This is a genomic window from Shewanella sp. SR43-4 (genome assembly GCF_014163845.1).
GTDB lineage: Bacteria > Pseudomonadota > Gammaproteobacteria > Enterobacterales > Shewanellaceae > Shewanella > Shewanella vesiculosa.
In genome coordinates this window covers 130,831-143,732 of record NZ_JACJEB010000006.1, presented here as the reverse complement: position 1 = coordinate 143,732, position 12,902 = coordinate 130,831, and the positions used below count along the sequence as shown (strand labels likewise).

At 42.9% G+C, this 12,902-nt stretch carries 12 protein-coding genes; 3 read left to right on the top strand and 9 right to left on the bottom strand.

The window, feature by feature from the left end; genetic code table 11:
- Positions 1-30 precede the first annotated feature (30 nt).
- From H5123_RS08720 to H5123_RS08705, 4 genes are all read right to left on the bottom strand, one after another.
- A complete protein-coding gene (locus H5123_RS08720; RefSeq protein WP_182697711.1) occupies positions 31-1,344 on the bottom strand; it encodes an amidohydrolase in 1,314 nt (437 codons plus the stop codon).
- 332 nt (positions 1,345-1,676) lie between these two features.
- The gene (locus H5123_RS08715; RefSeq protein ID WP_182697710.1) at positions 1,677-2,315 is read right to left on the bottom strand and encodes a class I SAM-dependent methyltransferase; all 639 of its coding nucleotides are present in this window, start codon (positions 2,313-2,315) and stop codon (positions 1,677-1,679) included.
- Between the two features lie 47 nt (positions 2,316-2,362).
- On the bottom strand, positions 2,363-2,746 hold the full coding sequence (locus H5123_RS08710; protein WP_124017421.1) for a hypothetical protein: 384 nt from the start codon (positions 2,744-2,746) through the stop codon (positions 2,363-2,365).
- Positions 2,747-2,751: 5 nt separating this feature from the next.
- Positions 2,752-3,363, bottom strand: coding sequence for a tRNA-uridine aminocarboxypropyltransferase (locus tag H5123_RS08705; RefSeq protein ID WP_182697709.1), 612 nt, complete (start codon positions 3,361-3,363; stop codon positions 2,752-2,754).
- A 111-nt stretch (positions 3,364-3,474) separates the two neighbouring features.
- On the opposite strand from H5123_RS08705, the gene H5123_RS08700 reads away from it, so the two are divergent.
- Positions 3,475-4,434, top strand: a complete 960-nt coding sequence (locus tag H5123_RS08700; RefSeq protein WP_182697708.1) for a putative porin — start codon at positions 3,475-3,477, stop codon at positions 4,432-4,434.
- A gap of 82 nt (positions 4,435-4,516) precedes the next feature.
- Here the strand turns inward: H5123_RS08700 and H5123_RS08695 are convergent, their stop codons facing one another.
- Positions 4,517-5,722, bottom strand: coding sequence for a multidrug effflux MFS transporter (locus H5123_RS08695; protein WP_182697707.1), 1,206 nt, complete (start codon positions 5,720-5,722; stop codon positions 4,517-4,519).
- Between the two features lie 126 nt (positions 5,723-5,848).
- Here H5123_RS08695 and H5123_RS08690 point away from each other — a divergent pair, with 126 nt between their 5' ends.
- Both H5123_RS08690 and H5123_RS08685 read left to right on the top strand, forming a co-directional pair.
- A complete protein-coding gene (locus H5123_RS08690) occupies positions 5,849-6,832 on the top strand; it encodes a LysR family transcriptional regulator (protein ID WP_182697706.1) in 984 nt (327 codons plus the stop codon).
- 200 nt (positions 6,833-7,032) lie between these two features.
- Complete coding sequence (locus tag H5123_RS08685; protein ID WP_182697705.1) at positions 7,033-7,371, top strand: hypothetical protein; 339 nt, start codon at positions 7,033-7,035, stop codon at positions 7,369-7,371.
- 272 nt (positions 7,372-7,643) lie between these two features.
- Here the strand turns inward: H5123_RS08685 and H5123_RS08680 are convergent, their stop codons facing one another.
- From H5123_RS08680 to H5123_RS08665, 4 genes are all read right to left on the bottom strand, one after another.
- Complete coding sequence (locus H5123_RS08680; RefSeq protein WP_182697704.1) at positions 7,644-9,920, bottom strand: TonB-dependent receptor; 2,277 nt, start codon at positions 9,918-9,920, stop codon at positions 7,644-7,646.
- Positions 9,921-9,975: 55 nt separating this feature from the next.
- Complete coding sequence (locus H5123_RS08675; protein ID WP_259395618.1) at positions 9,976-10,260, bottom strand: hypothetical protein; 285 nt, start codon at positions 10,258-10,260, stop codon at positions 9,976-9,978.
- A 361-nt stretch (positions 10,261-10,621) separates the two neighbouring features.
- Positions 10,622-12,070, bottom strand: coding sequence for a DUF4145 domain-containing protein (locus H5123_RS08670; RefSeq protein WP_124017413.1), 1,449 nt, complete (start codon positions 12,068-12,070; stop codon positions 10,622-10,624).
- 31 nt (positions 12,071-12,101) lie between these two features.
- A complete protein-coding gene (locus H5123_RS08665) occupies positions 12,102-12,824 on the bottom strand; it encodes a hypothetical protein (protein WP_124017412.1) in 723 nt (240 codons plus the stop codon).
- Positions 12,825-12,902 lie beyond the last annotated feature (78 nt).

Here is a 12,902-nt window from a genome sequence, read left to right as displayed (position 1 = left end):
TATCATCCACAGGTTTATCTAAAATGGGTTTTATTGTGTAGCGCTTAATGCGGTTAAGGCAACTTGCGTCATGGTTTGCACACCTACTCTCAAGGCACTTTCATCAACATAAAATGCGGGTGAGTGGTTGCTGGCAACTTGACTGATATCTTGGTCCGCTGGTGTCACACCTAAGAAAAAGAACATCCCCGGCGTTTGCAGCGCATAATACGAAAAGTCTTCCGCGCCAGTCATTAGCCCGGGCTCTATTAACATATTGTCACCCACCACAGAAGCAATAACAGGGCGCATTTTACTGACTAATTCTGGGTTATTAACGGTTACTGGGTAACCAGATTGGATAAACGTTACCGCCGTAGCACCTAGGGTTTTAGCCGCATTAGCAGCCACTTCGGCCAATTTAACTTTAATGTCGGCACGCATCTGTTGATCAAAGGTACGAATGGTTCCGATGAGCTCTACTTCATCGGGAATAATGTTCGATCGAATTCCACCATTAATGGCCCCAAAACTCACCACTGCAGGTGCTTTGGTAATATCAACTTGGCGACTAATAATGGTTTGCACACTGTTAATAATTTGCGCTGATGCCACAATAGGATCAACACCACTCCAAGGACGCGAGCCATGGGTTTGCTTGCCAGTAACCTTAATCGTAAATGAATCTTCACTTGCCATCGCAGGGCCAGAACGCAAGCCTATTACGCCAGAGGGCATACTCGACGTAACGTGCATTCCAAAGACTTGATCGGGTTTACGCTTGGCGAATAAACCTTGCTTGAGCATTAACTCTGCGCCACCTTCTTCACCTTCTGGAGCACCCTCTTCGGCAGGCTGAAAGATAAACATTACGTCACCAGCCAAACTGTCTTTTACCTTCACTAAATTGTCGGCAACGCCCATCAACATGGCAACATGAGTATCATGACCACACGCGTGCATGACGCCAACTTTTTGACCGCGATAAGTATCGATGACTTTAGATGCAAAAGGCAAATCAACGACTTCAGTTACGGGTAAGGCATCCATATCGGCACGTAAAGCAATTAAAGGCCCAGGCTTACCGCCTTTGAGCATCGCTACCACGCCGGTATGGGCAATACCGGTTTGCACTTCAAGTCCCAAGGACTTAAGGTGTTTTGCAATCACTTCACTGGTACGAAACTCTCGGTTAGATAATTCAGGATGTTGGTGAAAATCGCGGCGCCATGCAATCACTTTACTTTCGACTTCAGCGCTTAACTCTGCGGCATTGGGCACACTTGCTACGGTTGATGCACTGTAAACACTGGAGGCAAATAAGCTTGCAAATACTAAAGCGAGAGAGGTCAGGCGCATGTCCATTCCATTGGTTATTATATGAGTACAACAAAACTACCTTGAAATGACAATTTTGTTAAATTTTTTACTCATTTGCTAACAAGTCAATTGTATCTATTTATTAACGCGCAATGGTCGCGATTAAGCTTATGAACTTTCATTGGGCTTAAGAAGTGGGATAAGTGAGGGCAAATAACAATATTGGCCTATTTCACATCAAACTTTACCCATAGTGAGCCTATTGCAAGTCAGGGCAGCATTATTAGTGATACTGAGGCCTGTCCAATAAAGATTGATATCCCGAGCTGATATTTATAACTCATCATGCAACTCAATCAACCATGACTGAGCCAATACTAACAAGCGGGCAGGTGAAAAAATACCACGTCGCTGTAGATCACCTCAAGCTGCCAGCCTTGTTGCCGCGCTATCCATTCAAAGGTTTCTAGGGCGTAAAAATTAATATGAGTCGGGTCGATTTTATAGTGCCAGTTGATAAATCCATCAAGGTCCGACACCCGCTTGGTCATCACGGCCAATATGCCACCTGGGAGCACTAATTGGCTTAATTGCTCGACTAACGCCTGTGCATCGGCAATGTGCTCAATCACTTCGGTTAAACAGACAAAATCATACTGCTGACTTAGTACTCGAGTATCTGGGTGATAAAACAAATCATAATTAGCAACATTAATACCGTGCTTTGCAGCCATTTGACTTAATACCGCCCCTTCGCCGCAACCAAAATCTAATCCATTTGCATTCGGTTTTACGCGGGTCAATAACGGAGTTAAGGTGCGGGATAAAAAATGTTGATAACCCGCATCGGCAAAGTCGTTATGGTGGCAATCGTAGTGAGCTTTCTCAGCGGCTTCATCCCAATAAAACGCCGTTGGAACCGATACCATAAAACATTGCGGACAACGAACATAAGCTCTTTTTTTATCTTGATGAAAAGCTACTGTGTCATGGTGACATAAAGGACAAGACGACAAAGGGATGCTCCAAAATAAGCCAAATACAGATAATTAACGCACTCACACTATTCAGATTGAACAGGCTCAATACTGGTTTCTTTAGGGATTTTGCGAGTTTGAGTGGCAGCCTCTTGCGCCTGTTGTAAATACTTTTGCTGACGGGTTAAACGCTCATCAGATTGGACTCGGGCTTTTTCGAGCTGTTGTGCTTCCCAGTCATTAGACTGCACTTTTGCTAATGCTTTTTGTTCACGTTCTGCGGTGGCTTTGGCAGCCTCACGCGCTTTTTGCAATTGTGTTTGTTCAAGTTCAGCCGACTCTTGACGTGCTTGCTCGCCCTTTTCAGCCAAGGTCATTTTTTTATGTGGCTTATCTGCCGCGACGGTAACGAACGCTAATGAACTCGCAGTAACGAGCAAAATCAATGAGCCTATCAGCCGATTTTTCATATGGTCTATCCTTTGAGTTTATCGCCGTTATAACGCTCACGAACCAGAGTTGGCATAGCCGTTAACTTATGTTGCACCATTGCGTTAAACACTGCAAATATTGGCGCAATGTCTGCTGCAGGATTTAATGCAACCAGAGTGTAGGCAGCCGCTTCGAGGGTTGACAGGCTGTCGCTGCGTTTCGCTTTACGAATAACATATTGCGACTCATCTTCACATTCTAGATGCAATGAAGGGTAATTAAGTAACCACGGATTGAGCTGCAACATTCGGTATGCTTTACGCCAAGTACCGTCAACTAAAATAATAATCGCCGCCTCACTCGCTCCAGCCTCGGCGACAGTTTGACTGTGCTCATTAGGGTAAACCACATAAATCGGCTTCGTTTGCGCAGCTAAATAATGTTGCAGCTCAATAAAGTCCGTGGCAGCCTCACCCACGTAAATTTTCATCTGCGGCATCACCAGCTTCAATAACCTCACGGTATTTTTAGCATGAGCCACTTCAGATGGGTGCTGCATCACCACTACCTCGGTATTTGAAGATACCTGTTTGATCGCATGACACACGCAAGCCGACTGTGGATATTGGCAATATATACAATAACTTCTGCTCATTTTTTGTCTTATCTTGTTGCAAACATGTAAAGTTAAGTTCAATATGCTTGGATTTACACCATAACATCTCAAGGAAGAACCACTATTATGACAGGAATTATGACAAGAACTATGACAAAGATGTCTGTGGCATTAATGCTCGCATTTGCCACAAGTTCCGTTTATGCCGCTCAAAATAATGCCTACCATCACGAAGCAGAAATCGGTTTTTTAGACTCATCAGGTGAAGCGGATGGCCTATTTAACGCCAATTATCACTATTATTTTAAAGCGGTTGAACAAGCTGAAAAACCCTACGAATTAGCCGCGTTCTTTAATCAAGGCTCAACTATTTCAGCGCGATATGCCACGACTGACATCGAAGATTTATATAATATCTCTGGAGAATACGTTTTTGACTCAAAATGGTTCTTGGGGGCTGGAGTCACCCAGTTAAGTACAGATAATGCTGTATCTGACACCACAACATACGAGATTATTGCAGGGTATTTTTTTAGCGAACACTCAAAGTTATCCTTGAACTATACTACCAACTCAGAATCAAAATCTAACAATGGCGCATATCTAGAATATGAATTTGAATCATATTTTAGCCAAGATATTGATGCTATCACGTTAACTTACGAACATTTTATTCCATTACAATCAACCGCTGGAGTGTTTATAACTGGGGCTGTAGGTTATCAAAACCCTCAATATACCAACAACGAAATTCTCACCCAAGTTGATGGACCTACTCCGACTATAGTGGAAGATTCTAAATTAAACTTTGAAAATGACATTTATACTGTTGCAGTGTTTGCAGATTGGTATATCAATAACGCATGGTCAGTGGGTGCGACTTACTACCGGGCAGATGTAAATACTGATTTCAGCAGCAGTAATATTGATGACTCAAATCAAAGTAGCCACAGCAACAACATCACTGAAACTGGTTTAAATACACGTTACTTCTGGCATTTTTCAGATGTGTTCTCGGCTAAGTTTTCGCTAGAACATTATTTCGAGAATAGTGAATATAATAGTGATTCAGAAACTAATTTTGGCGTAGCAATTAACGCCCGCTTTTAAGTCTCACCATATTGAGGCAAAAAAATACCCGCGGAATGTGGTTAGCATTCTGCGGGTTAAAGGTGATGTTACTAAAGCTTAATTAATCGTGTTGTAATTGTTCTTGATGCAAATGACTTAAGCGATTCATTGCCATAATAATCAGCAATACCGAACTAAAACCGCCCATCACTAGTGCGATGGCATAAGGCGCAGGTATATCGGTTAGTTGGATCAACGCCGTCAGTATTGATGCCCCACTCATTTGAATACATCCCAGCATAGCCGTCGCAGTACCTGCTCGCTCACCGAAAGCTGACAATGCCATACTGGTTGCAGGGCCAAGTAAAATAGCAAAGCCAACACACAAAATCATCATCGGAGCCATAAACGCTATTGCGGCGGCTAAGCCTGCTTGTGGACCGGCAAAGTAAACCGCTGCTTCAATAACCGCAGCAAGCAGCATTAACGACAAAGCTACCACTACGCCAGGTCTATTCCCAATACGCTTAACCAACACTGGAGCGGCAAAACACGCGACAATATTGATGGCAGCATTAAGGCCAAACAGACCACTGAAGGTTAATTCTGAGATGCCTAAGTGACCAATTATCCACACAGGTGAGTACGACACGTAACATAATATCGATGCCATCGCGATCATGCAGCAACTGGCATAAAACATAAAATGTGGGTCACCAATAACCGGCTTATAACGACTCCAACGGTATAAAGGTCCTGTGCTGTCGGTATTTAATGGACGCGTTTCAGGGAAACGGAACCCCACTAAAAACAACACGAAAATGGCATACAAAGCCATAAAAATGAAGGTAGAACGCCAGCCAAACTGTAATGCTAATAAGCCACCAAGTGTTGGAGCCAGCGCGGGCACCACACAAATGGCACCATTGAGATAACTGTACATCGACACGCTTTCTTTGCGGGAATAGCAGTCACGTACCGCGCTAAAGACCACAATAGAGGTTGAACATGCGGCTAACCCTTGAAAAACTCGAGCAATCTGCAACCATTCAAATTCAACCGAGTAAGCACCCAATAAACTGCTAATGCCATAAAGCACAATCCCAAATAACGCGACAGGTTTACGACCAAAACGGTCGGCGAGTGGACCAATTAAAATTTGCCCTACGCCCATCGCAAATAAAAATAACACTAAGGTGGACTGTACTTCACTGTTAGAGACACCATATTCCAATGCCATTGCAGGCATAGACGGCAGATAAATATCAATAGCTAATGGGCTTAATAGCACCATAAACATTAACAGTGGCAATAGGTTACGACGCATAAACTTCTTTCTCTTAAATTTTTAATGCACAAAGGTCACCCTTAATAGGGCGTTATAATAAGCCAAGTGGAGGTATGAATGAAAATGATATAAAATCCAAAGTGAATTTCCATTTGAGAATATCACATGAATTTAGACAATCTGGCTCGGGTCGACCTTAATCTATTAGTCATTCTCCAAGTATTACTTGAGGAGCAAAGTGTTACTCGAGCAGCTCATCGATTGCATGTTAGTCAATCGGCGGTGAGTAAAAGCTTAAATCGTTTGCGAGAAACATTAGATGACCCACTATTTCAACGCACAGCGCACGGTTTAAAGCCCACGGCTCATGCAGATGCATTAAGACAGCAACTGCCGTTAGTGCTGCAAAACTTATATCAACTTACCCAGCCTCCCACTTTTTACCCCGCGACCAGTAACCGCCAATTCTCATTATCTATGGTTGAAAGTGCTTATGAAACCTTAATCCCCTATTTTATCGGGCCACTATTGCAACAAGCACCTTCAATAAAATTAGATTCTTATGTCTGGACCGAAAAATCTATGCAAGATCTACAGCAAGGGCAAATCGATTTTGGCCTGGCTGGCAGAGATATTTATCCACAAACTGATGTCAATATTGAAAAAGTACCCGAAGGTATAGAATCACAAACACTATTTAACGACCATCAAGTTTGCCTAGTGCGTAAAGATCATCCTATTTTACAGCAAGTAAAAGCGGGTCAATGGGATCAAGCTCACTACCTTAACATGTCTCATGTTCAGGTTAGATGTGAAGGCAACGATTGGTGGGCTCTCGATTATCATCTGGCCAATTTAGGCTTACATCGTCATCTATCGACTACAGTACCAGACTTTTATGGTGCAGCCAGCGTCTGCGCGAATACTGATTTAATTTTTACCTTGCCATCAAGTTTTGCTCATCATGCTCAAAAACTCTATTCACTGGTTTCTATTCCCTTACCGTTTGAATTTATGCCAATGGCTTATGTGTTTCTATGGCATGAAAGAAATAACCAAGAACCAGGGCATCAATGGTTTCGTAATATTATTTTCAACAGTGTCGAACGAGCTATCGCGAATCAACACATGAGTAAAAATGATTACTGATACTTTTACTCGATCCCGCTCAAGCGGGTCATTAGCAAGTATTTACCTTAGATAGTTGAGCGCCAAAGCGTAAACATTAACCGAATTTAACGTGACATATTATGTCTCAGCAATGCAGACTGTACTTTAAATCATCGTTACTGATTTATAGGTAACCTTTTTAGACCCCATTTTCAGGCTAAGTGTACCCAGGAGCTACTATGAGATTTAATCAATCATTCCACACTGCCAATTTGAAAAACAGGTTCACTAGCATGAACCCTATTTTGACATTACTGATGCTGTTTGCCATCGCATTGACCACCATAGTGTTATTACCGTTTTTATTGTTGTTAGGCTTATTAAGCTTTATTACTTTACAGTTGCTAGGTAAAAAAATATTGCACAGAAAACAAGCACAATCCCAACAAGGCGATATCTACCAAGGCCGTGCGGATGTGCAGCGCGAACAAACAGCGCCATACGCTGATATGTTCAGTCGTGCTAAGCCCAATCAATCACAACGCAATGGACGTACGTTTGAGCATCAAGCAGATTAACGAACCGCAAATTGCACTTAGTGAAGATCCATTAGCGGCTGCGATCATTAATCAACATGACCGCTGCCTAAGTTGATGTAACTGTTATCTTGATTATCGCTAATTGCCAAACGCAGCAGTCCTTTAGCACAAAGCGAATGTAGTGATAGCCCAAATGTGAGCAAGCGGCCTTTGCGCGGGTGATGAAGAGATCAAAATGCAAACTTAAAAATAAAGCGAAGTCAGAGACTTCGCTTTAGGATTAAGTTAATTTTGTATACAAGCAGTAAAGACTAAAAGTTATAAGTGACACCAAACATCACGTTACGGCCCATTAGTGGAGCATAGTCCTTAAGTAATGAAGTATGTGGTCTTGCTTCTTGATTCAACAGGTTATTTGCTTTGACATAAAGCAACATATCACCCGAATTCGTGTATAAACGATAGGTAACCGCTGCATTTGCTAAAGCATAACCTGCTGTTTCAGTTTCATTTTCTGCTGTATCAGTTTGTTTACCATAACCAATCGCGGCAATTTCCGCGTGCCATTGCTGTTGATCATAGTTTAACGTTGAGCCTATACGCATAGGTGGCATGAGCGGTAAATTACCACCATCAACCAATTTGCCGCGAGTGTAATCACTGAACATATCTAACGACCAATTATCATTGAATGGGATAGTGGCCTGAGCCTCAAGTGAATATAACTCAGCATCACCTTGGGTAAATTGATATACAGGTAAATCACCTTCTGGATCAGCGCCAACAATATCAGAGGCAATTAAACCGGTATTTTTCTCGTAGTAGAAATTGTTCACTCTGTTATAAGCCATGCTTAATGAACCAGTCCATGCCCCCTCTAATTTACGTAAGGTTAGGTCGATATTATTCGCGATCTCTTTGTCGTTATTACCACTGTCAGTCATAATTTGACCGTTTACAATGGAAAACTGTGAACCGATCTCAAAGCTTTGCGTAGCATCATGAGGTCCGAAGCTGTATAGCTCTTCGGCGGTTGGAGAACGCTGAGCTCGAGTCAAGGACAAACCTAAATTGTACGACGGTGCGAAATCCCAAACCATTCCTGCCGACAAGGTCAAATCATTGTCGACTAAATCTTCAGCTTGATAGTTTTGCTCACCATTAATGGTCTCTAAAATCATCCCCTCTGGCGCTAAGCGATAATGTTCTATGCGTCCACCGAGTTCAAAACGAAAATCTCCGACTTTACGCTCCTGGACAATAAAAGCTGCCAAAGTATCTGTTTTACTGTTTGGCGTGAGCGCTTCCTCGCCCTCAACAGAAAAGTCACGGTGAACCATATGCAATCCCATGGTGCCTTGCCATTCACCCCAAGGGTTATTGTTCAGGCTTAAGCGCGCCTCACTTTGTTTATTAAAGAAAGTGGTACCTGCAACGCCATCTTCTTCTTCTGAGTGTTGATAGTCAGTATAACCAGCATCAAAACGCAACTTACTAAAACCAGCAAATGGGTCTAATAAGCCGCTGTGTAACTGCCACGCAGTTTTCTTTAAATCGATGGTGATATCCGCAGCATCAGCCTCGCCGCGGCCAGGAATACCGTAGTTAGATTCGGTTCGAGCACCTGATACGCTGACAAATCCAGTATCTGCGGTATAACCTACACCAGCAGCATAGTCATCGAGTTTCAAGCTACTGTTATCGAGTTTTCCATGGGTTTCGGGCATATCGACAATTGCATTACCAGGAATATCAACATCATCGGTAACGCGATGAGTACCATCTAAATGCCAATTGAACTGACCATTGCCACCATCAATATCGCCGTTGAATGTACGACCATTACTGGCAGTATCGTAGCGAGTACCAAGTTGTCCTGAAACGCCATCGACAGGCGCCTCGTGGTATCGCTTATCGACCACATTGACCACGCCACCAATTGCGCCGTTGCCATAAAGCAAAGTGCCAGGACCGCGAAGAATTTCAATCTGTTGTGCCGATGTAGCCTCAGTGGTTACTGCGTGATCCGCAGATACAGTAGATGCGTCACCTACAGAGAGACCATTTTCAAGTACTTGCACACGAGGGCCGCCCATACCACGGATAATAGGACGACTGGCCCCAGCACCAAAGTGGGAAGCTTGTACACCGGGGAGTTTTTCTAGGGTATCGCCAAGCGTGGGTTCGATATTAAGTTTAAGCTGATCTTCGGTAAGTACACTTATTGGTGTGGTACTTTCGAGTGCCGAACGCGCAAGAGGTGATGCAGTGACCACGATATTTTCCATTATGGCCTGCTTGAGTGAAACATCCTGTTTAATCACACCTGTAGTGATCTGCAAATCCTGATCAACATGCTTAAAATTATCATCACTTACGTGCAAATGCACATGGCTATTATCGGCAACGGTTAACTGATACTGACCTTGTGAGTTAGTCATTTTCCGAGGGCCACCATCAATGCTGACTTGAGCACCAACAATAGGTGCGCCTTGTGGGTCGGTGACTTGGCCTTGTAGTTGCGCAGCCATAACCGGTGAACATACGCCAGCAACTGCTAGCGCTATAGAAGATAATGCAAGTTTCATTGTGCCTTTCCTTTAGATAAGCAAAAAATTATAAATTTTTATATTGTGATATTGCTTAAAAAAGGCTGGGAGGAGCACGAACATTGAAGTGACGTAATACCGACAAGCTAGGTTGTTGATAAGGTGTATGCGCAATATATTCCGGCTGTTGCAATCCCATCGGCGGCATGCGCAAAGATGATGGACCGGCATTTAGGTTATGACCAAAATCGCACACAATACAATGAGTATGCTGATGTTCCAGACCGTGCTCAGCAGAATGCAGCAGCGCGAATGATTGTATTACAATCAGCCATACGCCGAGCAGTAGCCATAGCCACTTTTTGTGAGTCTGAAACATTGAGTGAGTCATGATTATTCTACGGGTCAAATTCATCTTAATCGGATTATTATCCGAATGATTGATTTAATAGATCCTAATTTATGCTCTCACCCTACTTGATTTTTTAGTCTGTCGTCTAGTGGCTTTTAGTAACAAAACTTATTTAATACTCATTCCATTAAAAATCTGCGCAGTTAACAATGATTCAGCACTCTCTAGACAAATAACAGCATTGAAGGCTTTCTCTATCTAGCCAGCGTATTAAGCTGCGTAGTGTGAGTAATATCAGCAGCTAGAGTGTTAACGTTGAAAGGATTAACGGATTAACGGATTAATATCCATGATATTCAAGCCTCATGCCCGCCAGCAACAACTTACTTTACAGAAGTAAGCTCTTGGCCTGTTGCAAGGTAATTAACTCTTCTTCAGTGGGGTTGAGTGCGATGACACTGTCAATCTGCATGGCTAATGATTGCCACAATGGCTCGATGACTTGTCGGTGTTCCTCATTAGCATGCGTTCTAGCGAGTGTGAGTAGATATGCGGCTTGTACTACATCGATACGGCCTAAAATACCGTCAGCTAGCGCCACGCTTAACTCTATCATTGCACTCACATTGTGGCCGTACTTAATCGCCTGGTGTAAGTAATGTTCGGCCTTAGTTCGTTGTTGTTGGCTGGCATTGTCATCGTGCAAAATATCACTGCCACAATGTAGCATGGCATCAACCTGCCCTTGCTCAGCGGCTTCGTTCATCCATTGCAGGCTTGCAGGTACGTCTATATCGCATCCTAGCCCTTCGACTAGCATCAAAGCTAAATGATATTGGGCATTAGAATATCCGGCTTTCGCGGCTTTATTCACCCATAAAAATGCATCTTCAAATTGTTGGGTTTGATAAAACAACACTCCAAGATTTGACATGGCCTCAGCATTTTCAGCATTGGCGGCAAGGGTTAATAAACGCTCGGCTTGGATCAGATCAACACTAAATTGAGAGCTGCCAACAAGGTAGAAAAACCCCAGTAATGCTTGTGCTTCGACAATGCCTTTTTCGGCAGCCTTAGCAATAAGTTGCTCACCTTCAATTGGATTTGGATGACCACAATATCCATGTAATAAGCTCACACCATGCTCAAATAATGCCGCTTGATCCTGAGTGGATGCTAAAGCAAACCAATAACCCGCTTGTGCAAACGCGTCCGCGGCAGAGTTTCGCGTTGATGTTTTTTCTGTCATTGAATCAACATCATTAAACGTAGAACGAGCCAGTAATACTTGGGCTAAAGCCTGTTCCTGCTCTTGTAGCATTAAGCCTTTGGCTTTTAGAGACATGCCAACTAAATACTGCGCTTGCGCGTCGTTATCCATCACTGCCCGGTAACATAAATCACGCCCAGCAAATGAGTCAAAAGCGTCAAATTGATACCTAGGTGCTGATTGCTGTACTAATGGGTACAGTTTTTTAATCAATTGCAAAATATGCTCAATCGACTTTTCTGCAATCGTCACGAGTTGTGCTTGGGTTAAATGGTATTTTTCTGGATGGGCACCACGGTTACCGTCACTGCGAAGCCGATGTAATGCGCGCACAGCTGGCGGATCGATTAATCGTGCTTGATGTAATTGTTCAATTCGGTCGTACAAATTAGGGCTAGTGAAAATAAGCCCATGGGGAATGGCGAGTTGGCTAGTGAGCTTATGGGTAAAACTGCGAATATACACTAGCGCTTGAGTAGGAATATCACGGACATAACTTTTGGCTAAACGATAATCGTCGCTAAGCTCAGTAGAGAAACCATCAATAAACTCAATATCATTTAACAATGGTCTCTCCTTTTTGAGTGTCTACAAGCTATTATCCCTCGGTGATGTCAGCATCTGCAGTTTTACGATTGACCATATACAATCTAAACAAAGCGATGTTAACAAACAAACCTAAGAATGAAAAAGTCGCTTCTACGATAAGTTGCAGTGGAAAGCCAACTTGCATCGCGACTTGTGAAAACATGCCAGCCAATAAAGACAATGGCACGTATAGCATTAATACTGCAATGGTTTTAATCGTGATAGGGCCACTAAATTTAAAGCTGCTCTTAATCGCTTCAAGGGGCGTTAAACGTTCAACCACCACCATAAAGTTCACGTATGCAAGCCGAGAAAACAAATATAAGCTGACTAATAAACCAATTAACCACAACGGGCCAAATGCAGCAAAAATCATTACCGGCGCTAAAATGGCTAAGCCAGAAAATACACCAGCTAATAATAATGGTGGTACAAATGGCAAGCTAGCCTTCAATATTTGTCCCGGCGCAAGATCATGCCCTTGAGAGCGTAGCTCTAAATAGAGTGTTAAAGCCGCAATTAAAAATGAAAATACTAACAACAGTACCATCATTGCCGCAGCATGAACTGCGCCAAATTGTGGATTTTCAGCATCAGCCTGCATCATTTCATTACCTAGCCAAAGTTGGATAGCGACTTGGATTAATAGTAATGGCAATGTCAGTATGGCAAGCTGACGGATGTGGTTTCGAAAAAAGTTAAATGCTTCAGTCAAAATTGCAAACAATGACATGTGGGTTCCAGTAATCTATTAACGACAAATATTGCGCTTAGGATACCCAAAAAAAAAGCATTTTGCACAAGTCTAATG

Excerpts from the sequence above, each read along its gene's own strand:
- H5123_RS08720 (WP_182697711.1), bottom strand. The coding sequence starts at position 1,344 with ATGGACATGCGCCTGACCTCTCTCGCTTTAGTATTTGCAAGCTTATTT.
- H5123_RS08710 (WP_124017421.1), bottom strand. The coding sequence starts at position 2,746 with ATGAAAAATCGGCTGATAGGCTCATTGATTTTGCTCGTTACTGCGAGT.
- H5123_RS08705 (WP_182697709.1), bottom strand. The coding sequence starts at position 3,363 with ATGAGCAGAAGTTATTGTATATATTGCCAATATCCACAGTCGGCTTGC.
- H5123_RS08700 (WP_182697708.1), top strand. The coding sequence starts at position 3,475 with ATGACAAAGATGTCTGTGGCATTAATGCTCGCATTTGCCACAAGTTCC.
- H5123_RS08695 (WP_182697707.1), bottom strand. The coding sequence starts at position 5,722 with ATGCGTCGTAACCTATTGCCACTGTTAATGTTTATGGTGCTATTAAGC.
- H5123_RS08690 (WP_182697706.1), top strand. The coding sequence starts at position 5,849 with ATGAATTTAGACAATCTGGCTCGGGTCGACCTTAATCTATTAGTCATT.
- H5123_RS08685 (WP_182697705.1), top strand. The coding sequence starts at position 7,033 with ATGAGATTTAATCAATCATTCCACACTGCCAATTTGAAAAACAGGTTC.
- H5123_RS08680 (WP_182697704.1), bottom strand. The coding sequence starts at position 9,920 with ATGAAACTTGCATTATCTTCTATAGCGCTAGCAGTTGCTGGCGTATGT.
- H5123_RS08675 (WP_259395618.1), bottom strand. The coding sequence starts at position 10,260 with ATGTTTCAGACTCACAAAAAGTGGCTATGGCTACTGCTCGGCGTATGG.
- H5123_RS08665 (WP_124017412.1), bottom strand. The coding sequence starts at position 12,824 with ATGTCATTGTTTGCAATTTTGACTGAAGCATTTAACTTTTTTCGAAAC.